Annotated in this window: 22 protein-coding genes and 1 tRNA gene; 8 read left to right on the plus strand and 15 right to left on the minus strand. The window is 68.4% G+C overall.

The features are described 5' to 3' along the window. Nucleotides 1-275 precede the first annotated feature (275 nt). A complete protein-coding gene (locus OG446_RS10215) occupies nt 276-473 on the plus strand; it encodes a helix-turn-helix domain-containing protein (RefSeq protein WP_328893728.1) in 198 nt (65 codons plus the stop codon). After that, entirely contained in the window at nt 473-1,618 is a 1,146-nt protein-coding gene (locus OG446_RS10220; protein WP_328893729.1) for a tyrosine-type recombinase/integrase, read from the plus strand. Before OG446_RS10215 ends, OG446_RS10220 begins: the two co-directional genes overlap by 1 nt. A gap of 162 nt (nt 1,619-1,780) precedes the next feature. Here the strand turns inward: OG446_RS10220 and tcmP are convergent, their stop codons facing one another. The 3 genes from tcmP to OG446_RS10235 all read right to left on the minus strand — a co-directional run bounded on the left by tcmP (nt 1,781) and on the right by OG446_RS10235 (nt 4,447). Continuing rightward, complete coding sequence (gene tcmP, locus OG446_RS10225; RefSeq protein ID WP_328893730.1) at nt 1,781-2,998, minus strand: three-Cys-motif partner protein TcmP; 1,218 nt, start codon at nt 2,996-2,998, stop codon at nt 1,781-1,783. Nucleotides 2,999-3,115: 117 nt separating this feature from the next. After that, nucleotides 3,116-3,862, minus strand: a complete 747-nt coding sequence (locus OG446_RS10230) for a DUF5131 family protein (RefSeq protein WP_328893731.1) — start codon at nt 3,860-3,862, stop codon at nt 3,116-3,118. 510 nt (nt 3,863-4,372) lie between these two features. Continuing rightward, a tRNA-Val gene (locus tag OG446_RS10235) sits at nt 4,373-4,447 on the minus strand. Nucleotides 4,448-4,641: 194 nt separating this feature from the next. Between OG446_RS10235 and OG446_RS10240 the strand changes: the two genes are divergently transcribed. The 4 genes from OG446_RS10240 (at nt 4,642) to OG446_RS10255 (ending at nt 7,970) form a co-directional block, all read left to right on the plus strand. Then, the gene (locus tag OG446_RS10240) at nt 4,642-5,436 is read left to right on the plus strand and encodes a DUF4097 family beta strand repeat-containing protein (RefSeq protein WP_328893732.1); all 795 of its coding nucleotides are present in this window, start codon (nt 4,642-4,644) and stop codon (nt 5,434-5,436) included. 71 nt (nt 5,437-5,507) lie between these two features. After that, nucleotides 5,508-6,956, plus strand: coding sequence for a hypothetical protein (locus OG446_RS10245; protein ID WP_443050074.1), 1,449 nt, complete (start codon nt 5,508-5,510; stop codon nt 6,954-6,956). A 159-nt stretch (nt 6,957-7,115) separates the two neighbouring features. Then, complete coding sequence (locus tag OG446_RS10250; RefSeq protein WP_328893733.1) at nt 7,116-7,703, plus strand: DUF4383 domain-containing protein; 588 nt, start codon at nt 7,116-7,118, stop codon at nt 7,701-7,703. A 51-nt stretch (nt 7,704-7,754) separates the two neighbouring features. After that, complete coding sequence (locus OG446_RS10255; RefSeq protein WP_306081909.1) at nt 7,755-7,970, plus strand: FmdB family zinc ribbon protein; 216 nt, start codon at nt 7,755-7,757, stop codon at nt 7,968-7,970. 42 nt (nt 7,971-8,012) lie between these two features. On the opposite strand, the gene OG446_RS10260 is transcribed toward OG446_RS10255, so the two are convergent. The 4 genes from OG446_RS10260 to OG446_RS10275 all read right to left on the minus strand — a co-directional run bounded on the left by OG446_RS10260 (nt 8,013) and on the right by OG446_RS10275 (nt 13,612). Next, a complete protein-coding gene (locus tag OG446_RS10260) occupies nt 8,013-8,672 on the minus strand; it encodes an O-methyltransferase (RefSeq protein WP_326662589.1) in 660 nt (219 codons plus the stop codon). Nucleotides 8,673-8,921: 249 nt separating this feature from the next. Then, on the minus strand, nt 8,922-9,755 hold the full coding sequence (locus tag OG446_RS10265) for an HAD family hydrolase (RefSeq protein ID WP_328893734.1): 834 nt from the start codon (nt 9,753-9,755) through the stop codon (nt 8,922-8,924). After that, nucleotides 9,752-12,367, minus strand: coding sequence for a phosphoribosyltransferase (locus OG446_RS10270; RefSeq protein WP_328893735.1), 2,616 nt, complete (start codon nt 12,365-12,367; stop codon nt 9,752-9,754). The genes OG446_RS10265 and OG446_RS10270 overlap by 4 nt, the downstream gene beginning before the upstream one ends. Nucleotides 12,368-12,448: 81 nt before the next feature. Then, nucleotides 12,449-13,612 (minus strand): HpcH/HpaI aldolase/citrate lyase family protein, encoded by a 1,164-nt coding sequence (locus OG446_RS10275; RefSeq protein ID WP_328893736.1) that lies wholly within the window; start codon nt 13,610-13,612, stop codon nt 12,449-12,451. A gap of 221 nt (nt 13,613-13,833) precedes the next feature. Here OG446_RS10275 and OG446_RS10280 point away from each other — a divergent pair, with 221 nt between their 5' ends. Continuing rightward, entirely contained in the window at nt 13,834-14,658 is an 825-nt protein-coding gene (locus OG446_RS10280; protein WP_328893737.1) for a TerD family protein, read from the plus strand. A 34-nt stretch (nt 14,659-14,692) separates the two neighbouring features. Here OG446_RS10280 and OG446_RS10285 read toward each other — a convergent pair whose 3' ends face one another. The 6 genes from OG446_RS10285 to OG446_RS10310 all read right to left on the minus strand — a co-directional run bounded on the left by OG446_RS10285 (nt 14,693) and on the right by OG446_RS10310 (nt 19,344). Beyond that, nucleotides 14,693-15,427: a TerD family protein gene (locus tag OG446_RS10285; RefSeq protein WP_328893738.1), complete on the minus strand. Its 735-nt coding sequence runs from the start codon at nt 15,425-15,427 to the stop codon at nt 14,693-14,695. A gap of 151 nt (nt 15,428-15,578) precedes the next feature. Next, the gene (locus OG446_RS10290) at nt 15,579-16,712 is read right to left on the minus strand and encodes a DUF475 domain-containing protein (RefSeq protein WP_328893739.1); all 1,134 of its coding nucleotides are present in this window, start codon (nt 16,710-16,712) and stop codon (nt 15,579-15,581) included. Nucleotides 16,713-16,782: 70 nt separating this feature from the next. Continuing rightward, nucleotides 16,783-17,358 carry a TerD family protein gene (locus OG446_RS10295; protein ID WP_148017459.1) on the minus strand — a complete coding sequence of 192 codons (576 nt, stop codon included), beginning with the start codon at nt 17,356-17,358 and terminating at the stop codon, nt 16,783-16,785. A 151-nt stretch (nt 17,359-17,509) separates the two neighbouring features. Continuing rightward, on the minus strand, nt 17,510-18,085 hold the full coding sequence (locus OG446_RS10300) for a TerD family protein (RefSeq protein ID WP_219572022.1): 576 nt from the start codon (nt 18,083-18,085) through the stop codon (nt 17,510-17,512). Between the two features lie 150 nt (nt 18,086-18,235). Continuing rightward, nucleotides 18,236-18,694, minus strand: a complete 459-nt coding sequence (locus OG446_RS10305) for a peroxiredoxin (protein ID WP_148017458.1) — start codon at nt 18,692-18,694, stop codon at nt 18,236-18,238. Between the two features lie 212 nt (nt 18,695-18,906). Beyond that, a complete protein-coding gene (locus OG446_RS10310; RefSeq protein WP_148017457.1) occupies nt 18,907-19,344 on the minus strand; it encodes a DUF3052 domain-containing protein in 438 nt (145 codons plus the stop codon). Between the two features lie 517 nt (nt 19,345-19,861). On the opposite strand from OG446_RS10310, the gene aceE reads away from it, so the two are divergent. Continuing rightward, entirely contained in the window at nt 19,862-22,603 is a 2,742-nt protein-coding gene (gene aceE, locus OG446_RS10315; protein WP_328893740.1) for a pyruvate dehydrogenase (acetyl-transferring), homodimeric type, read from the plus strand. Nucleotides 22,604-22,684: 81 nt separating this feature from the next. On the opposite strand, the gene OG446_RS10320 is transcribed toward aceE, so the two are convergent. Both OG446_RS10320 and OG446_RS10325 read right to left on the minus strand, forming a co-directional pair. Beyond that, a complete protein-coding gene (locus OG446_RS10320; protein ID WP_328893741.1) occupies nt 22,685-23,047 on the minus strand; it encodes a peptidase inhibitor family I36 protein in 363 nt (120 codons plus the stop codon). Nucleotides 23,048-23,224: 177 nt separating this feature from the next. Beyond that, complete coding sequence (locus OG446_RS10325; protein ID WP_328893742.1) at nt 23,225-24,835, minus strand: MFS transporter; 1,611 nt, start codon at nt 24,833-24,835, stop codon at nt 23,225-23,227. Nucleotides 24,836-24,848 lie beyond the last annotated feature (13 nt).

Raw genomic sequence — 24,848 nt, forward strand, 5'->3', positions numbered from 1 at the left:
ATCAGCGAAACAGCCCCTGACCTGCGCAGACGGCCACTTCTGGCCCTGTGACAGAAATCAAAAGAAGTCCGACAGAAATCAAGCCCGCGCCTCGCCGGTCCGGTGGGGTGGCGTGACAGAAAGCCTCCCCAGCTATTTCTGTCAGATTTTCCGCGATTTCTGTCACAGGGCCCCCAGCGGGCAAACCAGCAGGTCAGACGCAGTGCCAGTGATTTCTGTCAGTTCTGTCACGGGAAATCGGCCCGCCGCCCACCCGGACAGCCGAGGAGCCCTTGGTGACCACCCCTCTGCCCACCACGCACAGAGCACTCACCGTCCCCCAAGTCATGGAAGCGCTCGGACTCAGCCGTTTCACGGTCTACAACCTCATCCGCTCGCGGGAGCTCCCGAGCATCACCATCGGCCGAGCCCGCCGCATCCCCGCCGAATCTCTCCGAACCTTCATGGAAACCAAGCTGGAGGAAGCCGCCTGATGGCACCGAAGAAGAGGAACCCGAACGGCGCCGGCAGCATCTGGCAGCGCAAAGACGGCCGGTACGAAGCCCGCGTCTACGTCCCTCAGCCCGACGGCACACGCAAACGCAAGACCGTCTACGGCAGCACCTGGGACGAATGCGACACCAAGCGCCAGGAATTGGTCCTGCGCGACCGGCAAGGCGTCCCCACGCCCACTCGTTCCGCCAAGCTCTCCGAATGGCTGCCCTACTGGCTGGAGGAGTTCGTCAGGGACGACCGCAAGAAGACGACGTACGCCAAGTACGAGACGCACGTACGCCGGTACCTGATCCCGCACATCGGCTCCAAACGCCTGGAGACCCTTGGGGCCGCCGACGTGCGCCGCATGCTCACAGCCGTGACGGCACAGGCGTCGGCTGCGACAGCCAAGGAGTCTCACCGCGTTCTCCGCAGCGCTCTTACGGCCGCATGCCGCGAGGAGCTGATCACCAGAAACGCGGTCAAGCTCGTTCCGGCCCCCCGGGTGCAGTCACGAGAGCTGAAACCGTGGGACCTGGAAGAGACAACGACGTTCCTGGAGGCTGCGAGGAAGGATCCGCTGTACGCGGCGTTCGTGCTCGCCGTGGCTTTGGGGCTGCGGCGAGGAGAGGTCCTCGGACTCCGCTGGTCGGACATCGACCTGGAGCGCCGCACGCTCACCGTACGGAACCAGATCCAGCGGGTGCAGAAGGAGTTGTACGCGGACTCCACGAAAAATCGCCGGACGCGCGCCATCCCCGTACCACTCATGTGCGTGGCGCCGCTGCGCTGGCAGCGTCTCCGTCAAGCCGCGCAGCGCCACGACGCGGGGCGGGCCTGGCATGACAGCGACTACGTGTTCACTACCAGGACAGGGCGAACGATCGAGCCGAGAAACATCAGCCGGTCGTTCGAGCGCATCACGGAGGACGCCGGGCTGCGCCGCATCCGCCTCCACGACGCTCGACATGGATGCGCCACACTCCTGTTCGCCGCTGGCGTGCCGGCGCGTGTCGTGATGGAGATCCTGGGGCACTCGCAGATCGCCGTCACGATGAACATCTACACCCACGTATCCGACGACAATCGGCGAGAGGCTATGGGGCACATGGACCGGCTGTTGCGACGACGCCGACCCGAGTGAGCTTCTGCCGGCAACGCCCCCGCAGCGAGCCGCTGCGGGGGCGTTCCGACTGCTCAGCGCAGCCGGTCGGGAACCGCCGACGTCAGCTTCGCAATGCGTTCATCCAACACTGCGGGGCCGCAACTCGGGCGTGCTGTGGTCCCTTTGGCGTGTTCTGCCGTCTCACGGCCGAGTGATCTGCATGCTCGGTATGTCCCCCTTGCCCGTACACGCGGTCTTGCTCTCTCGATGCAAATCTTTGATGGCAGCTCGGATGTGCATCTGCCGTGCCTCCCCGAGAGCACTCCCCATGATCTCGGCGTGATAGCGATCCACGCTTACGGCAGCGTGTTCCTGTAGCAGGCGAAGAATGTTCTTCTTGATCTCTTCGACCCAGCCGCGCGCTCGTTGCTTCTCCTCTTGTTCGAACATGGCGTCGTCGTCAAACAGCGTGCCGTCCGCTGGCGGCGGAAGGATCTCACGGCGCCACTGCGCCTGGGCGTGACTGATGGCCTCACCGAAGAGCCAAAGTCCAGCTGTGTGACGACTGAAAAGCACCAGGTGGTAGGCCGGTTGATGATGCTCCCGGTTGCGTACCGGGATCGTCCAAGAGTGAGCCTTCACAGCGGCCCCGACTCGTTTGGCGAAGCCGTTCGCTATGCGCTGGACTGCCTCACGATTGTCGGCCGAGTCCAGGTACTCCTCGCGCCACCAGTCCCCTCCGCAGGCGGCGTCCATAGCCTTCAGCGTCGCTTGCTTCCCCTTCGGCTCCTTGGAGCTGACCAACAACCCACCGATGCGACGTACTGCGTTGGCATTGAAGTTCAGCAACACCTCGGTTGCGTCACGGCCGGTGGATCCAGCCGGCTCACGTGACCCAAAAAGTTGGGTGGTCAATGCCTCGAAGCTAAGCCCCAGGCCGAAGGGGTCGATGAACGCAAGGAGCGGCGACCCTTTCGCTTGCTCCAAAACGTATCCCAAGTGCTTCTCGACTTTGCCCTTGAGCGCTTCCGTGGTCAGGCCGCGCTCGCGTGCTTCCGTGACCAACTGGTCGAGACGTTTGAAGTCGGCAGGGCGACGCTCGATGAAGTAGCAATCGAGTTGACGGATGCTCGCCACGTCGGCCGCAGAGTCCAGAATCAAGGCCGGTGACCCGGGCGTTCCGTCCTCGTAGCGGCCAGGGCCTGCGTAGCCGTCCAGGTAGACGACGCGGCCTCCTGGCGCCCACTTACCTACCTTCGCCGCGAACGGCTTGACGTATTGCTGAAGGATTTCGTGCTTCAAGACGGCGGCCGCCTTCTTGCTCACGAAGAACTGACGTGTAGCTTCGCTGACTTCCTCGCCAGCCTCTTCGCCACTGAGTAGGAGTTCCTCGTCCTCTACGTGCTCTTGCTCGACCAAGATCCCGCCCCCTCTGTCTTGGATGCAGTTGCATATGACATTTTGGGGCGGGTCGCGCGCAGGCGCATCCACCTTGCAGTGATCACTTTGTCGAGTTGCTCAGCTCATGTACGGCGCTCAGGCGGTAACGGGGGCAGGCAACTCGTCCCACGTACGGCCTTGGAGCAGGCGGCCGTTGGCTTTGGGGGTGCGCCCGCCCCACTGCTTGAAGAAGAACGCCACACCGCTGTCTTGGCACGTGTCTCGGATGGATGCTGCCCAGGCCTCTTCCATGGGCCGGTGGCGAGGTCCAGACTCACCTCCAGCGATGACCCAATGGATGCCCTCCAGATCCAAGTTGTGTAGAGGGCCGAGGAGGGGTTCACACGACAAGAAGCGCACTGCGGCAGGCACCAGACGTAGGTCATCGACCCTCGGCAGCTCTCGGCTCGTCTCTACCGACACACCCATCCACAAGTTGGGCGGCCAGTCCAGGCTGTCTGCAACCTGACGCAGGCGTCGGGCCCGCTTGGTGAGAACTTGATACGTGTGCTGGGGGGTGTCGGACATGACCTGGAACACGCGGCGTACGTAGTCAAGCGGTACACGAGCGTGAAACAGGTCAGACATGGAGTTGACGAATACCGTGCGCGGACTGCGCCACTGGTAGGGGACTTGTAGAGCGTCCGGGTGCAGGGCGATACCGAACCCCGGGCCCGACGTCCGTGGGTCCCCGTCGCTTTGGTATTTGTCCGAACCCATAGCCTTCAGCCGCTTGGCAAGCGCTAGGGCATAGCAGTTGTCGCACCCCGAGGAAACCCGATCACATCCGGTGGTGGGATTCCACGTGGCTTCGGTCCACTCGATGCTGCTGCGATCGCTCATCGGCTACCTCCCCTTCTTGCACCGCACGGACTGTTCGCAACTGTGTGCAACGACAACCCCACATCGGGCCAGACACCCCATCCAATCACCGGGACCCCCTGACTCAGGGCTGTTCGTCACGTGAAGGACCCAGACAGGGGCGATCCAGAGCAGCTGCCGCACGGTAATCGATTGTGCGTTCGAGACTAGGGGGTCGACGCGGCTCTCGACAGTGGCTGAACGTATATGCCCTGCGCAATCGACTCAGCGCACATCCCTCGCAGGTTAATCACCACGCAACAGCAGGGACCTTGCGACGGAAGCACTCCTGGGCGCCGGTGCCGCACCGTCGGTGAGCCAGGCCAACAGCTGCAGTCCCCGGCCGGGGCACGCACCGCCCCTACGAGGCGCCCGGAACCCGGGGGAAGCGTTTCCACTCACTGGTCCCGCAATCACACGCCAGGCCTGGGGACTGCCGTCACCTACTACCGTCAACGCCCCCGCAGCGGCTCGCTGCGGGGGCGTTCTGGCTGGTGGGCGCGGACGGTTTCGAACCGCCGACATCTGCTTTGTAAGAGCAGCGCTCTACCCCTGAGCTACGCACCCGTGGATGAAGGAACAGATTACATGCCCCACGGCCCCCCTCGACAATCGGTTGCCCGCCCCCGGGCAGCCCGCCCCCAAGGCCGTACGGGGGATATCCCCACCCCCGAGACGGTAGCCGTCCGGATCGTTCCGGCGGCGGGCGCTGCATACGGTGGAGGCACATCGGCAGCACCAGCCAGGGGGACTCCATCGCCATGACCATCCGTACCAGTAACCGCACCCGTGCCCGTGCCCGTACCAACGCCCTCGTGGTCTCCGGGGGCGCCGTTCTGCTCGTCGGTGTGCTCAGTGGGTGCGGGAGTACGGACGTGGAGGACGCCCCGGCCGAGCACAAGTCGTTCGCGTACGGCGGGAAGGCGCTGACCATCGATGCGGAGAACTCCACCGTTGAGGTCGTGCCCGCCGATGTGGAGCAGATCGAGGTGACGCGCAAGGTCGACGGGTGGGTGGTGCTCGGGAGTGGGCCGGATCCCGTGTGGAAGCTGGAGGGCGACACGCTGACGCTTCGGGTGGAGTGCGACGCGCTGATCAGTGACTGCGGCGCGCGTCATCAGGTGAAGGTGCCTCGTGGGCTCGACCTGACCGTCGACGCGGACAACGGGAAGGTCACCGCGTCCGGGTTCGGTACGCCGCTCAAGCTGTACTCCGACAACGGCGGGGTCGTCGTGCGGGATGTCACCGGGCCGCTGGAGCTGAAGAGCGACAACGGCTCCGTGCGGGGCGAGCGGCTCTCGGGGGCTTCCGTGGTGGCGCGTTCGGACAACGGTTCCGTGAATCTCGGCTTCAGCCGGGTTCCGGATCTCGTCGACACCGTCAGTGACAACGGGAGCATCACCATCGACCTGCCTGCGGGCAAGAACCGGTACGCCGTGTCCGCGTCGGCCGACAACGGGGACGTCTCCGTGGCCGTGCCCCGCAGTGACGACAGCCCGCATGCGGTGAAGGCGCACAGCGACAACGGCGAAGTCACGGTGCGAACCGCGAACTAACAGGCCCGTGTGTTCGTCCTTACCTGGTGGGAGAATGTACCGGGCAGGGCGAAACAGCACGGGAGAGGGATGTGACGGCGACACACGCGAAGCCGCAGGCGAGAGCGGGTGCGAGTTCCGCCGTCGAGGGTGTCCCCAGTGATGTCCTGAGTGATGTCCCGAGTGTTCCTGTCAGCCGGTACGGCCGCGGTCGCGGTGTTCGTGATGCGCTGCTGTTGATGTTGCTGCCCGTGCCCTTGCTCGCCGCAGCCCTGCCCGCCGCTTTCGCCGGCGGCGGCACGCGGCGTTGGTTCGGTGGGCGCGGGGAGGGGCAGCGGGCCGAGGCTCAGGCCGCGAAGGATGCCGCTGCCGAGGCCTTCTACGAGCTCGACACCGCCCAGCGCGATCTGCAGATCTCCATCGAGACCATCACGGCCGTGGACAGTTCACCGGCCGCCCGCAAGGCCGTCGACGACTTCGCCGCGCTGGGGCGGCGCATCGACGAGGCCAGCCATACCTACATCACGGCCGTCGACGCGCACGATCTCGATCGGGATGATCTGGAGCCTTCGGTCGCCTCCCGTGCCCGGAGCGAACTGTCCGCCGCCAAGGACGAGCTCGTACGCGTCAAGGGTGAGCTCGACCGGTTCGCCGCCGGGCTCGGTCCGCTGCTGGGGACCGCCGAGACCCAGCTCGCCCGGCTCGCCCCCGCCGTGGAGCGGGCGCGACAGGCGCTCCTCGCCGCGAGCAATGCTCTCGACGCGGTGCGGGCGTCCGGACTGCGGGCGGACGATCTCGCCGCGCGGCTCGCCGCTCTCGCCCCCGAGCTGACCAAGCTGAACCAGGGCGCCGGCCGCCACGGTGTGCCCGAGACCCTCCAGCGCGCCGATCAGGTGCTGCGCGATGCCGAAGCCGTACGCGCCGAGGCGTCGCAGCTGCCCGAGCGGGCCGCCGAGATCGACAAGCGGCTGGTGACGCTGCGTACGCGGGCCCAGGCGCTGACCACCCGGTCGGCCTCCGTCGAGCCCGTGCTCAGCGAGCTGCGGCGGCGGTTCTCGGCGGCCTGCTGGCAGGATCTCCAACCGGTTCCGGAGCAGGCGGCCGTCAATGTGCGCCAGGCCGAGGAGAAGCTCAAGGAGGCCGCGAAGGCGCGCGACGAGCAGCGCTGGGCGGATGCCACGTCGCGGCTTAGTACGGTACGGGCCCTGCTCAACGCCACGGACGAAGCCGTGTCCGCGGCCGGTGACCGGCTCCAGCGGCTCGACGCCGTCGCCAAGGATCCGCAGCAGGAGATCCAGCGGACCCGGTTCGCGATCCGGGATGCCCAGCGCCTCGCCATGGCCGGGCGTCACACCCCCGAGCCGCGCCACGCCCGGCCGCTCGACGACGCGGTGGCCCGGCTCGATCAGGCCGTCACCGCCCTCGATGGGCGCCACCCCGATTACTGGCACTTCCTGACCGTGACGGAGGGCGTACGGCAGACCGCCGCGCGCGTCGTCTCCGAGATCCGCGAGGAGCGCGGCGCCGGCGCCGGCGCCTGACGGACGGGAGCGAGGGTGGGCGGGGCGGGGACGAGAATGTGGTCGCTCGCGTACGCGTCCCACGCGCCCGCGCCCGCCCTGACGTGCGGGGGGTCCGTCCCGGCGGGATCCTGGTAGGTACGTGAAGGAGTACGTGAAGGAGTACGTGAAGGAGGGCCCATGGCCACGCATGTACTGCGCCCGGCACGGCGGCCCGCCGCCCACCGCAAGGCCACCCGTCTCGACGAGCACCTGCCGGTGGACCACCGGCTGAGTCGCGTCTACCGGATCGGTGCCGGGCTGATGGGGCTGGTGCTGCTCGCCTTCGGCATCCTCGGTCTGATCGACAAGGTCGGCTTCTTCGACACCGGCGGCGACACCGTCGCAGGCCTGAGCACCAATGGCGCGCTCAGCGTGCTGTCGATCTGCGTCGGGCTGCTGCTCTTCACCGGGATGATCATCGGGGGCAACTTCGCCTCGACGCTCAACATGGTGCTGGGCATCGCCTTCGTTCTCAGCGGCTTCGTCAATCTCGCCCTGCTGGACACCGGGCTCAACTTCCTCGCCTTCGAGATGCAGAACGTGATCTTCAGCTTCGTGGTCGGCCTGATGCTGATGATGTTCGGGATGTACGGACGCGTCAGCGGCGGGCTCCCCCATGACAACCCGTACTGGCGGGCCCGCCACCCGGAGGAGGCCGAGCGCGAGCAGCGGCTCGCACGACGGCGGGCGATCTCGGAGATGCCCGTCAGCCGACCCGGCCGATAGCCGCAGTCGGGGAGCTGCCCGTTGTCCCGTCCCGGCCGATAGCCTGGGGGCATGCCTCGTTACGAGTACCGCTGCCGCTCCTGCGGAGACACCTTCGAGCTCAGCCGCCCGATGGCCGAGTCCTCGGCTCCCGCTTCCTGCCCCGCCGGGCACGAGGACACCGTCAAGCTCCTCTCGGCCGTCGCCGTGGGAGGTTCCGCGGGTTCTGCGCCCGCAGCAGGTGGCGGCGGTGGCGGAGGTTGCTGCGGTGGGGGCTGCTGCGGCTGAGCCGCCGTCACGGCACCAACGGCCCAGCAGCCGACAGCTCCGCTACCGCTTGCGCGACAGCGTGAGTCCGTCCGACACCGTGAGCATCACGCTGTCCATCCGCGGGTCGGCGGACACGTGGTTGTTGAACTCCTGGATGGCCGCCGCTCCCCCGGTCGCCCGCGGGTCCGTCACGCCGCCGTGGAAGAGCACGTTGTCCGTGGTGATGACGCCGCCCTGGCGCATCCGGGGCACCAGTTCCTCCCAGTACGCGATGTAGTTGCCCTTGTCCGCGTCCAGGTAGGCGAAGTCGATGTGCGGCTCTGCGGGCATCGCCCGCAGGGTGTCCAGGGCCGGGGCGATCCGCAGCTCGATGCGGTCGGCGACGCCTGCTTTCGCCCAGGCCTCACGGCCGTAGGCGGTCCACTCCTCGGAGACGTCGCACGCGATCAGCCGGCCGCCTGCGGGCAGCGCCTGGGCCATCGCCAGGGCCGAGAACCCGGTGAAGGTCCCTACCTCGACGATGTGCCGGGCCCCGGTCAGCCGTACGAGGAAGGCGAGCAGCGGACCCTGTTCCTCGGCCGACTGCATGCCCGCGTAGTCGGGCAGCCGGGCGTACGTGGTCTCCACGAGCTCGCGCTGCACCGCGTCCAGCGGCGGGTTGTGGGCGAGCATGTACGCGTACAGCTCGTCCGTGATCTTGGTTTCGTTGCCCTTGGTCATCGCACCACTCCCCGCTCGCCCGAGTGCTCCGCCGAAGGGCGGGAACGCGGCGACTGTAGTCGTCGAGCCTCTGCGGTTCGCGCAGATTTCGGTGGGCGCGCGCCGGAAAGTTGACGCCCCGCATGACGCCCCGTATCTGGACGCTCTTCTCTGGCCGCTCGTCTCTGGCCGCTCTTCTCAGGCCGCCTGTTCCCGGAAGGGCCCGTCCCGGACCGACCGTCCCAGCCGCCCCGTCCCGGGCACCCCGCCTCACGCCGCCCTGCGCCCGCCCGACGCGTCGAGGAAACGTCGCAGGATCTCCTCGCCCGCGGCCACCCCGTTCTCGGCCGTCGCCTCCACATGCGGGGCGCTCCAGCCCGCGTCGGCCAGTTCGCCGTGGCCGGGGCGCCAGCCTCGGTCGGCGGCGAGCAGCAGGTCGGCGTCGAGGAGGGAGTCGCCCGCGGCCAGGGTGAGCGTGGTGCCCGTGCGGCGGGCGACCTCGCGCATCGCCGCGCTCTTGGTGAGCGGACGCGGTACGACGTAGATCTTGCGGCCCTGCAGCGAGACGGTCCAGCCGCGCGGTTCCGCCCACGCGGCGAGTTCCTTCGTCCACTCCGCGGGCAGGAGGGCCCGGTCGACGACGAGGTAGGCGAAGAGGTCCTCGGCGACCCGTTCCTTGAGCAACCAGGCGGGGTCGGCCGCGGAGACGAGATGGGCGCGGACCTCGTCGAGCGAGGCGCATTCCTCGGCCAGCCGGCCGGCCACGGTGCGCTGCCAGTCGCGGTCGGAGACGCCGTTCACCAGGATGTGTCCCCCGTTGGCGCAGATCGCGAACTCGGCCGCGGTGCCCGGGAGATGGATGCGGTGGTACTGCTCGCGGGTGCGGGTCGTCGTCGGCACGAAGACCGTGGCCGGGGAGCGGGTCAGCTCGTCGAGCAGGGCCGCCGCCGTCTCCGTGACGTACGAGAGGGGCTTCTTGTCGTACACCTCGACGCAGAGGAGACGGGGGGCGTCGGCGTCCGGCATCGCGAGGTTGAGGGCCGCCGCGGAGTAGATCAGGGTGCGGTCGAGGTCGCTGGCGACCAGCGTCAGGGCCGAAGTCACTGGGAGTCCACCGCCTTGCCGTCGGCACCGGTCGCCCCACGCGTGTACTTCGGGTGGATCAACCCGACGCAGGTGTACGGGAGTTCGCCGACCTCCTCGACCGGGACGCCGCGCTGCTGTGCGAGCAGCCTGATGTGTTCCAGGTCCGCGCCCGCGCCGCGCTTGGCGAGGATCTTCCATGGGACGCGGCGCAGCAGGACGCGGGTGGTCTCGCCGACGCCCGGCTTGACCAGGTTCACGTCGTGGATGCCCTGCTCCTCGCTGATCCGTTCCACCGCGGCCCAGCCCTCCCAGGTCGGGGCGCGGTCGGCGGCGAGCAGGTCCTTGACCTCGGCGTCCACGGCGTCGGCGACCTCGCCGAACCGGTCGGTGACGGTGTCGAGGAAGTGGCCGGAGACATCGGATCCGGCGAGTTCCCGGTAGAACTTGGCGCCGTGGAAGTCGTCGGGCCCGACGAGGTCGGAGCGCAGGACCGTACGGGAGATCAGTCCGGACACCGTGGAGTTGAGGCAGGCCGAGGGGATCAGGAAGTCCTCCCGGGTGCCGTACGTACGGACACAGCCACCCGGGTCTGCCAGGACCGCGATCTCCGGGTTGAAGCCCTCGGTCCCGTCCGACTCCTCGAACGCGGCGATCGCCGCAGCCAGTTCGCGGGTGATGGCACCCTTGCCGGTCCAGCCGTCGACGAAGACGACGTCGGCCGGGTTGTGATGGGCGGCCAGCCAGCGCAGGGCGTTGGCGTCGATGCCCCGGCCGCGCACGATCGAGACGGCGTAGTGCGGCAGCTCGACGCCGTGCCGCAGTCGGGCCCAGCGGCGCATCAGTACGCCGACGGGGGTGCCGGCCCGGGCGAGCGAGACGAGCACGGGGCGCGGGCCGCGCTCGGCCATGACCGTTTCGGTCACCGTGCCGACGGCGCGGGCGATGCGGGCGGCCGACAGCTCCAGGGCCGCCTTGAACAGGTCCTGGTACTCCTCGGACGGCTGGTACTCGACCGGCAGGGACTCGGCGTAGTGCGCGCCACCGCTCTGTATCGCCTCCTCGCGCTCCTCGGTGGGCGCCTCCAGTTCGGCGTCCGACAGGTCCTGGAGCAGCCAGCCGACCTCGTCCGGCGCGTAGGAGGAGAAGGCGGGGCCGCGGAGGGGCTCGGGCAGCATGGAGGGTTCTTCCTGCCAATGGGGCCGATGGGGCCGATGGGGGGCGTTTGACGGGGCCTGCTCGGCGGCCGACGCCCCGGGCGGTACGTACGAGGGGACGACCGCCAGCAGGACGTGGGCGGCGTGCGGGGTGAGCTGCTGCATCAGGCCGCGGGGGCCGTGCAGTGCGTGGGTGTCGGCGGTGGAGTCGACGACGAGGACCACGGCGTCGAAGCCGCCGCCTGCGACGTTGTACGCGTAGCGGTCGCCCGGGCCGTCGGCCGGGTCGTCGTGGGCGGGGAAGACCAGCCGGGTGCGTATCGCATATCCGGGGTCGTCCACGGCGAGGACCGGGGAGCGGGTCGTGGTCGAGTAGCGGACCTCGGCGCCGGTGCGCTCCTCCAGGGCGGTGCCCAGGCGCAGCGGCGCGTACATCAGCTCCTCGAAACCGAGGACCAGGACCTTGCGGGGGTGCTCGCCCAGGGCGTCCGCGATGCGGTCCGCCATGGCGGGGAGGGCGGGCTCCAGAAGGGCGCGGTGTGCGGGGGTGAAGCCGTGCCGGCCGCCGTCGGGCACTCCGGCGGGCCACTGGAGGTCGATCCGGGTGTGGGGGCGGGGAACGGTGCACAGCGGCTCGGGCCTTTTCCCGGACCACCCCACGCGGGGCTGCGCCGCCGCCTGGGCCGCTTCCTGCTCGGCGACCAGGGCCTGCCCCTTCTCCAGGACGCCTTCCGGAAGGCGGACCGTGCCGGTGTTCCTCGCCACCAGGTCGACGCGGGCTCCGATCTCCTCGGCGAACTCGGCGAGCCGGCCCCGGTCCGCCGGTGAGCGCATGTCGACCAGGGCCACGATGACGTACCGCTTGCGGGGGTAGCGCTCGTGCAGGGCGCGGATGGTGTTGAGGACGGTGTTGCCGGTGGAGAACTCGTCGTCGACGAGGACGAGGGTCGCGTCCGCCCCGCCGCCCCGTCCGGCTGCCAGCAGGTCCGGGTCCTCCGGCAGCAGCAGGTGCGAGGTGGCGTGCGAGTGCGACTCCTCGAAGCCGCCCGCCCGCGCCACTCCTTCGACGGGGCGTCGCGTCGAGTGGAGGTAGGGCGCCAGTCCGAGCCCGTCGGCGACGGCGTGACCGAGACCGGTGGCCGTCTCCGCGTAGCCCAGCACGACCGCGTGCCGTGCGCCGTCCTCGCCGAGCAGTTCGCGCACCCGGCGGCCGAGCTCGACGCCTGCGCCGTACACGACCGAGGGGCGCTGCGGCACGTGCTTGCCGAGCACGTTGGACACGAGCAGGTGTGCCCGCTTGGGGTTGCGCCGCAGGGCGAGGCCCAGCAGCTCACGGAGCTCCCCGTCGCCCACCAGCTCGACGCCCAGTCGTTCCGCGACCCAGCTACCCGACCACACCACGTTCGCCGTTTCCTTCCGTCGACCTGTCACGCGCGCCCCACTCACCCGGGCCCGCCGCCTGTACACGCGCCCCATTCACCCGGGCCCGCCGTGTCCGTCACACGCGCCCGCTTGCCCGGACCCGTCCGTCAAGCATCACCCGCGCACCCGCACCGCTCATTCCGTGAGACTCGCCGCCAGCAGTTCCACGAAGCCGACGTCCGCCTTCGCCACGCCGAAGACCTCGGCCCGCCGCAGCGTGCGCTCGGCCCAGGCCCGGTGCGGCCTCACCTCGTTCATCTTGTTCGTGTACGACGAGCGCAGCACCCCGCCCCCGTCGCGCTCCGGCCGCAGGATGTCCTGGGCGTCGCTGAACTCCTCGTGACTGACCACGGACAGTGCGTGCACGGGCGCGACGTGCGACGGGTGGATGCAGGTCTTGCCGAGCAGGCCGTTCGCCCGGTCCAGCTCGATCTCCCGCAGCAGTCCGTCCAGGTCGTGCTCGATCAGGGCCGTACGAAGTTCCTCCGCCCGGCCCTCCAGGAAGGGGCTGCGGCGCAGCTGTGGCTTGAACATGCGCTCCTGGAGCCGGAAGTACTCCCAGACGGGGCCGGTGATGGTGAAGCCCGTCCCGTCCGCCCGGCCCAGCACGTTGACGACGTCGGCGATGACGTCGCCGACGATCCGGACGTCGTACGCCGTCATGTCGGGCGCGCGGCGCAGTCCGTACGCCGAGCAGAAGTCGGTGACGCCGAGGCGCAGCGCGAGCACCCGGTCACGGTAGGTGTCGACGGTGGCGGCGACCTTCCGGAGGGACTCCCGGCGGGTCTCCAGGTGCAGCAGCTCCGGGGATTCGAGCACGGGCATCGCGAAGAGCCGTTGCCCAGCTGCGGACTCGGCCTTGTTGAGCGCTTCCATGAACGGGACGCCACGCTCTTGCGTGAACTTGGGAAGTACAAAACCGGACAACAATCGGACGGATGCGCCGAGCCGGCGCGCGAGGTCCGTGATCTGGTGCGGTTCGCGGACGCGGATGAACAGCAGCGGGAGCTCGCCGCCGCGCTCCGCAAGGTCGGCGAACTGCCTGACCAGGTTCTCCTCGGCGCCCGGCACCTCGGAGTCGTCGATCGAATCCTCCAGGCACAGCACCATGGAGACGACTCCCCGGCGGGCCTGCTTGATGACGTCGTCGGCGAGCCGGGGACGGGTGGCGGGGCTGTAGAGCGTGGCCCCCAGGGCCGCGGCGAGGACCGGGGCCGGGGAGCCGGCGTCGAAGTCGCACGGCTCACGGAAGAACAGATCGCCCCTCGCAGCAGGCGCGATATGCCCGAAATGACGCATGTGATTCCCCCCGTACTACCTGACCGGCCGGACAACGTGTGGCCGGTAATAGTACGTACGGACGGGTGTCGGCAGTTCCCGGCTCACATGAATTCCGGGTAACTCGTCCATTTAGCGACGGTTCCCCAGGGCGCGGACCGGCTCGTTCCGGCAGTCCCGCACGACACGGCTTGCGACCCCCGCGTTGTCCGCACGGGCAGCCAGCAGGCAGGATGACCGGCATGACGCACGCGATGGTGAAAGGCTCGAACGTCCCCCTCGACGCCATGGCCGTACGGGCCGTGCTGCGCTGGACCCCGGGCACCGGGGTCCCCGATGTGGACGCCTCGGCCCTGCTGCTCGGTTCCGGCGGCCGCGTGCGCTCCGACGAGGACTTCGTCTTCTACAACCAGCCCCGTCACCCCTCCGGCCTGGTACGAAGGCTGCCCAAGCGGAGTCTGCCCGAAGGGCTGACGGACACCATCGAGGCCGACCTGAACGCGCTCGACCCCTCGGTCGACCAGGTCGTCATCGCCGCGTCCTCCGACGGGGCCGCCTTCGAGCACGTGCGCGATCTGCGCATCCTGCTCTACGACGCCGCGGCGTCGGGCGGCGAGCCGCTCGCCGTCTTCGACGTGCGGCCGGAGACGGGCGCGGAAACCGCGATCATCTGCGGCGAGCTGTACCGGCGCGGCGATGGCTGGAAATTCCGGGCCGTGGGACAGGGGTACCCGACCGGCCTCATCGGTCTCGCGACCGCCTTCGGTATCTCTGTGGACGAGTCGGAGGCCGCTGCCGGGCCCGACCCCGCACCGCCCGCCCCCGCCTTCCCGCCGGCGCCCGGACCCGACGCACAGGTCACGGTCCAGCACCAGCAGCCCGCGTACGGCTACCCGCAGCCCGCTGTGGCCCCCGCGGCACCCGCCCCCGGCCCTGCCTACGGCTACCCGCAGCCGGCGTCCTCACAGCCCGCCTACGGCTACCCACAGCCCGCGGCGGCGGCAGCGCACGCGCCGGACCCGACCTTCGTCCTGCCACCACAGGGGCCGCAGTTCATACGGCCCTGACCGGCGCAACCGGCGCCAATCGACGACGCGCGGCCTACGCCCGGGTCTTGTAGCCGCGTCCCCACTGCATGCCGTACCCGTACAGCCGGTCCAGCTCCGACTGGAAGCCGTACACGAACTTCACCTCGCGCCGCACGATCAGCTCGCCCTTGACGTTCTCCATCGTGAACACGGCACACGAGCGGGCCTGCGGGGCCCGTTCCTCCAACTCGATCTCGATGCGCGGACCGTTGCCCGGGTAGAGCGTCACCTTCGCGTGCGTACGCTCGAAGGCCGGCGTCTGGTCGTAGATGTAGACGAAGCACAGCATCCGCTTGATCTGGTCACGCTGGTCGAGGTTGACGTAGACGGTCTCCCCGGAGGCCGATCCGAAACGGTCGTCGCCACTGAGCTTGATGTACGGCGGCGCATTCAGATCACCGAGCAGATTGCCGAGCGGCTGCACCACGCCCTTGGTGCCGTCCGCCAGTTCGTACATACAGCCCAGGTCCAGGTCCACGTTGACCACACCCTGCGTGTGCGCCTGGACCACATCGGGCTGGAAGAGCTTCAGCGGCCGCAGCAGCCGGCCGCTCTGCCGTGACCGGCCCTCGATGTCGGACGAACGCATCTGCCAGGAGAGGTTGACCCGGAGGTTGCCGGTCAGCGCGCCCTGTTTCGTCAGCGAGACCGTGGGGTGCCGCCGCGAGAGCACGATGGAGTTGGTGGCCGCGTTGCCCGACTCGAACTGCGTCTCCCGCCCCGGCCACAGACTGTCCCAGAACGCCATCCCCAACCCCCACACATGTCGGCCCACCGGTCGCACGCGGCACGTGCGACGCACGCACCGCTGCGGGGCGGCTCCGGGCCGGATCCGGGTGTTCCCGGAACCGTTGCCGCACGAGCCGCCCCGCAGAGAGCGTTCCTCATTCCCTACCGGGTCACACCCCGGCGGAGACTTCCGTACTCTCTTCGCCTCCAGAGGCCTCGATCGCCTTGTTGCGCCGGACCGAGGACCAGAAGGACCAGCCGATCAGGATGACGCCGACCGAACCGGTGATGAGCTCGTTGATCTCGTACTGGATCGTGACGAGCAGGATGACGGCCAGGGCGCCGATCGCGTAGTGCGCGCCGTGCTCCAGGTAGACGTAGTCGTCCAGGGTGCCCTGGCGGACCAGGTAGACCGTGAGCGAACGGACGTACATGGCACCGATACCGAGGCCCAGGGCCATCAGCACGATCTCGTTGGTGATGGCGAAGGCGCCGATGACACCGTCGAACGAGAAGGACGCGTCGAGCACTTCCAGGTAGAGGAACATGAAGAACGCGGCCTTGCCGGAGAGCGCGATCGCGGAGATCTTCTTGCCCGACCGCTTGGCCTCTTCCTCCGCCTCATGCTCGCGTTCCTCCTCCTCCTCGAGCTTGTTCTCGAAGAAGCCGGAGAGTCCGCCGACGATGAGGTACGTGATCAGGCCCGCGATGCCCGCGAGCATGACCGTCTCGGCCTTGTCCGCGTGTCCACCGCCGTGCTGGTGCGCGTGGGTCGCGAAGGTCATGGCCGAGATCAGCAGGACGATCAGCGCGATGCAGACCGACAGCATGTCGACCTTGCCGAGCTTGGCGAGCGGGCGCTCGATCCAGCGCAGCCACTGGATGTCACGGTCCTCGAAGATGAAGTCGAGGAAGATCATGAGCAGGAACATGCCACCGAACGCGGCGATAGCCGGGTGGGCGTCGGTGACCAGTTCCTTGTATTGGTCCGGGTCGTTGAAGGAGAGATCGATGGCCTCGATCGGTCCCAGCTTGGCGGTGACGGCCACGATCACGACGGGGAATACCAGCCGCATACCGAAGACCGCGATGAGCACACCGATCGTGAGGAAGATCTTCTGCCAGAAGGCACTCATCTTCTTCAGGATTCCGGCGTTGATCACCGCATTGTCGAAGGACAGCGAGATCTCCAGGACGGAAAGGATCGCCACCACTCCGAAGGCTTCCCACCCCCCGTAGAACCACGCTGCGACCAGACCGATCGCGGTAATCGCGAACGACCAGCCGAAGGTTTTCAGAACCACTGGCTACCCCATCATGTATGTAACGGGTCTCCCCCGAAGAGCACGGGGCTCCCCCGCGCCGTGCGCGGCTTTACGAAACGTTGACCCCGAAGTCTAGAGCGATGCCCCGCAGACCCGACGCGTACCCCTGTCCTACTGCACGGAACTTCCACTCACCGTTGTAGCGGTACAGCTCGCCGAAGATCATCGCGGTCTCCGTGGAAGCGTCTTCACTGAGGTCGTAACGCGCGAGTTCCTGGCCGTCGGCCTGGTTGACCACGCGGATGAACGCATTGCTGACCTGGCCGAACGTCTGCCCGCGATTGTCGGCCTCATGGATGGAGACCGGAAAAACGATCTTGTCGCAGTGGGCCGGCACCTCGTTGAGATTCACGATGACCGACTCGTCGTCGCCCTCGCCCTCACCCGTGAGGTTGTCGCCGGTGTGCTCGACGGAACCATCGGGGCTCGTGAGGTTGTTGTAGAACACGAACCATTCGTCGCCGAGCACCCGGCCCGACTGGCACAGCAGTGCGCTGGCGTCGAGGTCGAAGTCCGCCCCCGTCGTGGATCGTGCGTCCCAGCCGAGTCCGATGAGCACCTGGGTGAGATTGGGTGCGGCCTTGGAGAGGGAGACATTGCCTCCCTTGGCGAGCGTGACGCCCATGGTGTGTCCTCCCCGAGTCGATGAACCGGTGATGAACCGGTGAATCCGTCTGTTGAGCGCGTCCGGCGCCGCACAGGGTGCGGCGCCGGACGGGAGTGCTGAAGCCGTGTCCGGGGCCACCGCCCCGGACTGCCTCATCCAAACGAAGGGCTCAGACGTTGACGCCGAAGTCCTGCGCGATGCCGCGCAGGCCCGAGGCGTAGCCCTGGCCGATGGCGCGGAACTTCCACTCCGCACCGTTGCGGTACAGCTCGCCGAAGACCATGGCGGTCTCCGTCGAGGCGTCCTCGCTGAGGTCGTAGCGCGCGAGCTCGGTGTTGTCGGCCTGGTTGACCACGCGGATGTACGCGTTGCGGACCTGGCCGAAGCTCTGCTGGCGGGACTCGGCCTCGTAGATCGAGACCGGGAAGACGATCTTGTCGACGTCGGCCGGGACTCCGGCCAGGTTCACCTTGATGACCTCGTCGTCGCCCTCGCCCTCACCGGTGAGGTTGTCACCGGTGTGCTCGACGGAGCCGTCGGGGCTCTTGAGGTTGTTGAAGAAGACGAAGTTGCCGTCGTTGCCGACCTTGCCCTCGGCGTTCGTCAGCAGGGCGCTGGCGTCGAGGTCGAAGTCTCCGCCGGTGGTGGTACGAGCGTCCCAGCCCAGACCCACGATGACCGCGGTCAGGTTGGGCGCGGCCTTGGTCAGCGAGACGTTGCCGCCCTTGCTGAGGCTGACTCCCACGAGTCCTCCCATTGGTTTCTTTGGGGGCCGGCCGGTGCCGGCGCCTCCACGTCGTGTTGGCATCCGATCAACGAGTGGATCCTAGTGACCGGTTCCCGGCCAAAACAGGCTTTTGGCCGGGGGTCGCCGCGAGATCCACCGGATCTCGGATCAGAGGGCGCCGAGCGCCTTGATGTACTCGTTGAGGTCGCGCGCGTCGGGCAGGCCGTTGACGACCGTCCAGCGCACCACGCCCTCCTTGTCGATGATGAAGGTGCCGCGCACCGCACAGCCCTTGTCCTCGTCGAAGACGCCGTACGCGCGCGAGGTCTCGCCGTGCGGCCAGAAGTCGGAGACGAGCGGGTACTCGAGGCCCTCCTGCTCGGCGAAGACGCGCAGCGTGTGGATGGAGTCGTTGGAGACGGCGATCAGCTGCGTGTCGTCGTTCTCGAAGGTGGGCAGCTCGTCACGGAGCGCGCAGAGCTCGCCCGTGCACACGCCGGTGAAGGCGAACGGGTAGAACAGCAGCACCACGTTCTTCTCGCCACGGAAGTCGGAGAGCTTCACGGTCCGGCCGTGGTTGTCCTTCAGCTCGAAATCCGGGGCCTTGGTGCCGACCTCGATCGCCATGAAAACGCGTCCCTTCGCTACGTCACCGGGCTGGGCTGTCCGGGTGACTCCCACCCTACGCAGAGCCGCCGCGCGGCCGTGCGGCACCCGGCAAAGCTTCCCGCGGACGTGCGGGGAACATGCGGGGAACGTGCGGGGAACGGACGTACGGGGGATGTACGAAGGCCCCGGACGGCGTGACGCCGTGCGGGGCCTTCAGGGGCGAGTGCGGTTCAGCGCTTGGCCTTGGCCGCCTTCGGCGTGACCAGACGGCTGCCCGTCCAGTCCTTGCCCGCACTGATGCTCTTGGTCTGGGCGAGACCGGCTGTCTGGGCAGCCTCGTTGATGTCGCTCGGCTCGACGTATCCGTCACGGCCGGTCTTCGGCGTCATCAGCCAGACCGTACCGCCGTCCTCGAGCAGACCAATGGCATCCACCAGCGCGTCCGTAAGGTCGCCGTCCTCGTCGCGGAACCAGAGCAGGACGACGTCTGCGACGTCGTCGTACTCCTCATCGACGAGATCCTGGCCGGTAGTGGCCTCAATGCCCTCACGGAGCTCCAGCTCGACGTCGTCGTCGTAGCCGATCTCCTGGACCACCTGTCCGGGCTCGAACCCCAGGCGTGCTGCCGGGTTGGTCCGCTCCTCCGCGTGGTCCGCGGTCGCGCTCACGGGTTGCCTCCTGATCATGTTTCGGAAAATGCTTCAGCCACGCGCGTGCGCGGGGCGTTGGCCGTAGTCCACACGGGAGCGGCGGATCGCGCAAGTACCCAGCGCACGAGACCGCCTAAACGGTGACGTTCCCTGCCACGTCGCCGCACTGTCGGCGGGCCCTTCGCGGGAGCCAACGCTTCCGTCCACACCCTTTACGTCCTTGAACAGCTTATGCCGTATCGGTCCGGCAAACGGAGTCGAACAGCATTCGGGAACGTTGGGACCCCTTGGGCGTATGGTTGCGGTTTGGCCCGACCCATCCTGCCCGATGGCTCCCGACCGGCCGTATACCCGCTCCGGCGCGGCCCGTGCACCCGTCCGGGAGACGGATTTCGCGACGCTTGCGGTTACCTCCCGGTAGAGATGACGTTTGCGTCCTCGCGGTACACGATGGGATGGCGTACGCGCAGACACAGCGGGGGGACGCCTCCGTGACCAGGCCCCGTAGAGCAGCACCGAACAGCGAAGGAACAGCGTGGCTTCCGGATCCGATCGCAACCCGATCATCATTGGCGGCCTTCCGAGTCAGGTCCCGGATTTCGATCCCGAAGAGACCCAGGAATGGCTCGACTCCCTCGACGCCGCCGTCGACGAGCGAGGCCGTGAGCGGGCCCGCTACCTCATGCTCCGGCTCATCGAGCGCGCGCGCGAGAAGCGTGTCGCCGTGCCGGAGATGCGCAGTACGGACTACGTCAACACGATCGCCACGAAGGACGAGCCGTTCTTCCCCGGCGACGAGGAGATCGAGCGCAAGGTCCTCAACGCGACCCGCTGGAACGCGGCCGTGATGGTGTCGAGGGCGCAGCGTCCGGGGATCGGCGTGGGCGGTCACATCGCCACGTTCGCTTCCTCCGCCTCGCTGTACGACGTCGGTTTCAACCACTTCTTCCGCGGCAAGGACGACGGCCGGGGCGGCGACCAGATCTTCTTCCAGGGGCACGCCTCCCCCGGGATCTACGCCCGCGCCTTCCTGCTGGACCGGCTGAGCGAGGCGCAGCTCGACGCGTTCCGCCAGGAGAAGTCGAAGGCGCCGAACGGGCTGTCCAGCTACCCGCACCCGCGGCTGATGCCGGACTTCTGGGAGTTCCCGACCGTGTCGATGGGTCTCGGCCCGCTCGGCGCGATCTACCAGGCGCGGATGAACCGCTACATGGAGGCGCGCGGCATCGCCGACACCTCCGATTCGCATGTGTGGGCGTACCTCGGTGACGGCGAGATGGACGAGCCGGAGTCGCTCGGCCAGCTCTCCATCGCCGCCCGCGAGGGCCTGGACAACCTGACGTTCGTCGTCAACTGCAACCTGCAGCGCCTCGACGGGCCGGTGCGGGGCAACGGCAAGGTCATCCAGGAGCTGGAGTCGCAGTTCCGCGGTGCCGGATGGAACGTCATCAAGCTGGTCTGGGACCGCTCCTGGGACCCGCTGCTCGCGCAGGACCGCACGGGCATCCTGGTCAACAAGCTGAACACGACGCCGGACGGCCAGTTCCAGACGTACGCGACCGAGACGGGTGCGTACATCCGTGAGCACTTCTTCGGTGACGACCCGCGGCTGCGCGACATGGTCAAGGACATGTCCGACCAGCAGATCCTGCACCTCGGGCGTGGCGGGCACGACCACAAGAAGGTCTACGCGGCGTACGCGGCGGCCAAGGCCCACAAGGGTCAGCCCACCGTGATCCTGGCGCAGACGGTCAAGGGCTGGACGCTGGGGCCGAACTTCGAGGGCCGCAACGCGACCCACCAGATGAAGAAGCTCACGGCCGAGGACCTCAAGCGTTTCCGGGACCGGCTGCACATCCCGATCGCGGACAAGGATCTGGAGGACGGCAACCCGCCGTACTACCACCCGGGCCGCGACTCGGAGGAGATCCAGTACATGCACGACCGCCGCAAGGGTCTGGGCGGTTACGTCCCGACGCGTGTGGTGCGGGCGAAGCCGCTGGCCCTGCCCGGGGACAAGACGTACGCGACCGCGAAGAAGGGTTCGGGTCAGCAGTCGATCGCCACCACCATGGCGTTCGTCCGCATCCTGAAGGAACTCATGCGGGACAAGGAGATCGGCAAGCGTTTCGTGCTGATCGCGCCCGACGAGTACCGCACCTTCGGCATGGACGCGTTCTTCCCGAGCGCGAAGATCTACAACCCGCTCGGCCAGCAGTACGAGTCGGTGGACCGCGATCTGCTGCTCGCGTACAAGGAGTCGCCGACCGGGCAGATGCTGCACGACGGCATCTCCGAGGCGGGCTGCACGGCCTCGCTGATCGCCGCGGGTTCGGCGTACGCCACGCACGGCGAGCCGCTGATCCCGGTGTACGTCTTCTACTCGATGTTCGGTTTCCAGCGCACGGGTGACCAGTTCTGGCAGATGGCCGACCAGCTCGCGCGCGGCTTCGTGCTGGGCGCGACCGCCGGCCGTACGACGCTGACGGGCGAGGGCCTCCAGCACGCGGACGGCCACTCGCAGCTGCTCGCCTCGACCAACCCGGGCTGTGTCGCGTACGACCCGGCGTTCGGGTTCGAGATCGCGCACATCGTCCAGGACGGTCTGCGCAGGATGTACGGCGGGACGCCCGAGGAGAACGAGGACGTCTTCTACTACCTCACCGTCTACAACGAGCCGATCCAGCACCCGGCCGAGCCCGCCGACGTGGACGTCGACGGCATCCTGAAGGGCGTCTACCGCTACAGCAGCGGCGAGAGGGGCGCGATCCCGGCCCAGATCATGGCGTCCGGCGTGGCGGTCCCCTGGGCGGTCGAGGCGCAGCGCATCCTCGCCGACGAGTGGAACGTGAAGGCGGACGTCTGGTCGGCGACCTCCTGGAACGAGCTGCGGCGCGAGGCCGTGGACGTGGAGCGGTACAACCTGCTGCACCCGGAGGAGGAGCAGCGCGTTCCTTACGTGACGCGCAAGCTCTCCGGCGCGCAGGGGCCGTTCGTGGCGGTCTCGGACTGGATGCGGTCCGTGCCGGACCAGATCGCGCGCTGGGTGCCCGGTGCGTACCAGTCGCTGGGTGCGGACGGGTTCGGTTTCGCGGACACGCGCGGCGCCGCTCGCCGGTTCTTCCACATCGACGCGCAGTCGATCGTCCTGGCGGTGCTCACGGAGCTCGCGAAGGAGGGGAAGATCGACCGTTCGGCGCTGAAGACCGCGGTCGACCGTTACGACCTCCTGGACGTGACCGCGGCCGACCCCGGTGCGGCCGGCGGCGACGCGTAGGGAAGCGACGCACGACGCGGGGCGGCAGGACCTGGAGTGGTCCGGCCGCCCCGCGGTGCTGTGTGCGGTGTGCTGTGCGGGTCAGTTCTCCCAGATCTTGAAGGCCCGTACCTGATACGGGGTGCGCGGGGTCCAGGTGCCTCCGCCCGGATAGGTCTCGAACTCGCCGGTCTCCTCGCACTCCGCCGACTGGTAGGTGGTGACCGGCCTGCCGGTGCGGTTGGCCAGCGACTGGACGGTGGCACCCGGCTTCAGCGGTACGCAGCTCTCGATGTCGATGGTGGACAGCTCGTGGACCTGTCGGGTGCCGGTGAAGTCGGGCTTGGCCCAGAGGCAGAGCTGGCCGGCCCGGCAGTCCCCGAGCCGGCCGGACACGGCCTGGACCGGGGCCTGTGGGATCAGGGCGGTGGCGGCCAGGGCGGCCGCGACAACGGTCGTACGCATACGAATCAACCCCCGTGCTGATGTGGATCTTTCCCACCCCACCCTGAGCTGCGCGGCAGCGGTACGGGAAGGGGCCGGAGGCCGGGACCACCCTGATAGGCGACAGCCCCGCCGGAACGTTCCGGCGGGGCTGTTGGACGCGCTGTGTTGACGCTGTGGGGCGCCCACGGGGGCGGGTCAGATGTGACCGGCGCCCATGCCCGCCTCGGCGTTCTCGCCCCGCTTGGTCAGGGTGGCGACCAGTGCGGCGATGACCGCGACGATGCCGGCGACCATGAACGCCGTGCTCATGCCCGAGACGAAGGTGTCGTGGGCGACGTTGACGATCTTGCCCGCGACCTCCGGCGGGGTCCCCTCGGCGACCGGCGGCATGCCGACCTTGATCGCGGAGGACGCCTGGTCGAGCTGCTCGGGCGACAGCGGCGGAAGCTGCGCTTCCTTCCAGTTGCCGGGCAGCTCGGAGTCGACGCCGGCTGCCATGATCGCGCCCAGCACCGCCGTACCGAGACTGCCACCGACCTGCATGGCGGCCTGCTGGAGACCGCCGGCGACACCGGAGAGCTCCATCGGGGCGTTGCCCACGATGACCTCGGTGGCGCCGACCATGACCGGCGCGAGGCCGAGACCGAGCAGGGCGAACCAGATCGACATGGTCAGGGTGCTGGTGTCGACGGTCAGCTGGGACATGCCGAACATGGCGATCGCGGTGCTCACCATGCCGCCGACGAGCGGGACCCGCGGGCCGAACTTGGTGATCATGGCGCCCGCGAGCGGCGAGGCGACGATCATCATCCCGGTCAGCGGCAGCAGGTGCAGACCGCTGTCGACCGGGCTCAGACCGTGCACGTTCTGGAGATAGAAGGTGACGAAGAACAGGCCGCCCATGAAGCCGAAGGCCATCAGCACCATCAGGACCGTGCCCGCGGACAGCGGTACGGAGCGGAACATCGCCAGCGGGATCAGCGGTTCCCTGACGCGCTGCTGGACGAGGGCGAACCCGACGAACAGGGCGACGGCGGCGACCAGGAAGCCGACCGTCTTGGTGTCGCCCCAGCCCCACTCCGCGCCCTTGATGAGCGCCCAGATCAGGCAGAACATCGCCGCCGACAGCAGCACGATGCCCGCGATGTCGAAGGAGCGCGGCGCGTTCTCCGCGCGGTGGTCCTTCAGGATCATCACGCCCATGACGAGGGCGATCACACCGACCGGCACGTTGATGAAGAAGACGGACTGCCAGCTGACGTGCTCGACGAGCACGCCGCCCAGGATCGGACCGCCCGCGGTCGAGGCGCCGATCACCATGCCCCAGATACCGATCGCCATGTTCAGCTTCTCGGCCGGGAAGGTGGCGCGCAGCAGGCCGAGCGCGGCAGGCATCAGCAAGGCGCCGAAGAGCCCCTGAAGCACCCGGAACACGATGACCAGGGCCACGCTGCTGGAGAACCCGATGGCCGCCGAAGCCGCGGCGAAGCCGGCGATGCCGATCAGGAAGGTCTGGCGGTGGCCGAACCGGTCACCGAGCTTGCCCGCGGTGATCAGGGACACGGCGAGGGCGAGCATGTAGCCGTTGGTGATCCACTGGACGTCGGCGAGCGAGGCGCCGAGGTCCTGCTGGATCGCGGGGTTGGCGATCGCGACGATCGTGCCGTCGAGCGCGACCATCATCACGCCGATGGCCACGGAGAAGAGCGTCAGCCAGGGGTGGCCGCGCAGGCCCTTGACTGGTGGGGTGCCGAGAGAGTCCTGGGGTTCCCGCGACGCCTTCTCGACGGTGGTCTGACTAGTCATACCCGGAGGTTAG

The sequence above is a fragment of the Streptomyces sp. NBC_00236 genome (assembly GCF_036195045.1).
In the GTDB taxonomy this organism is placed as follows: Bacteria; Actinomycetota; Actinomycetes; order Streptomycetales; family Streptomycetaceae; genus Streptomyces.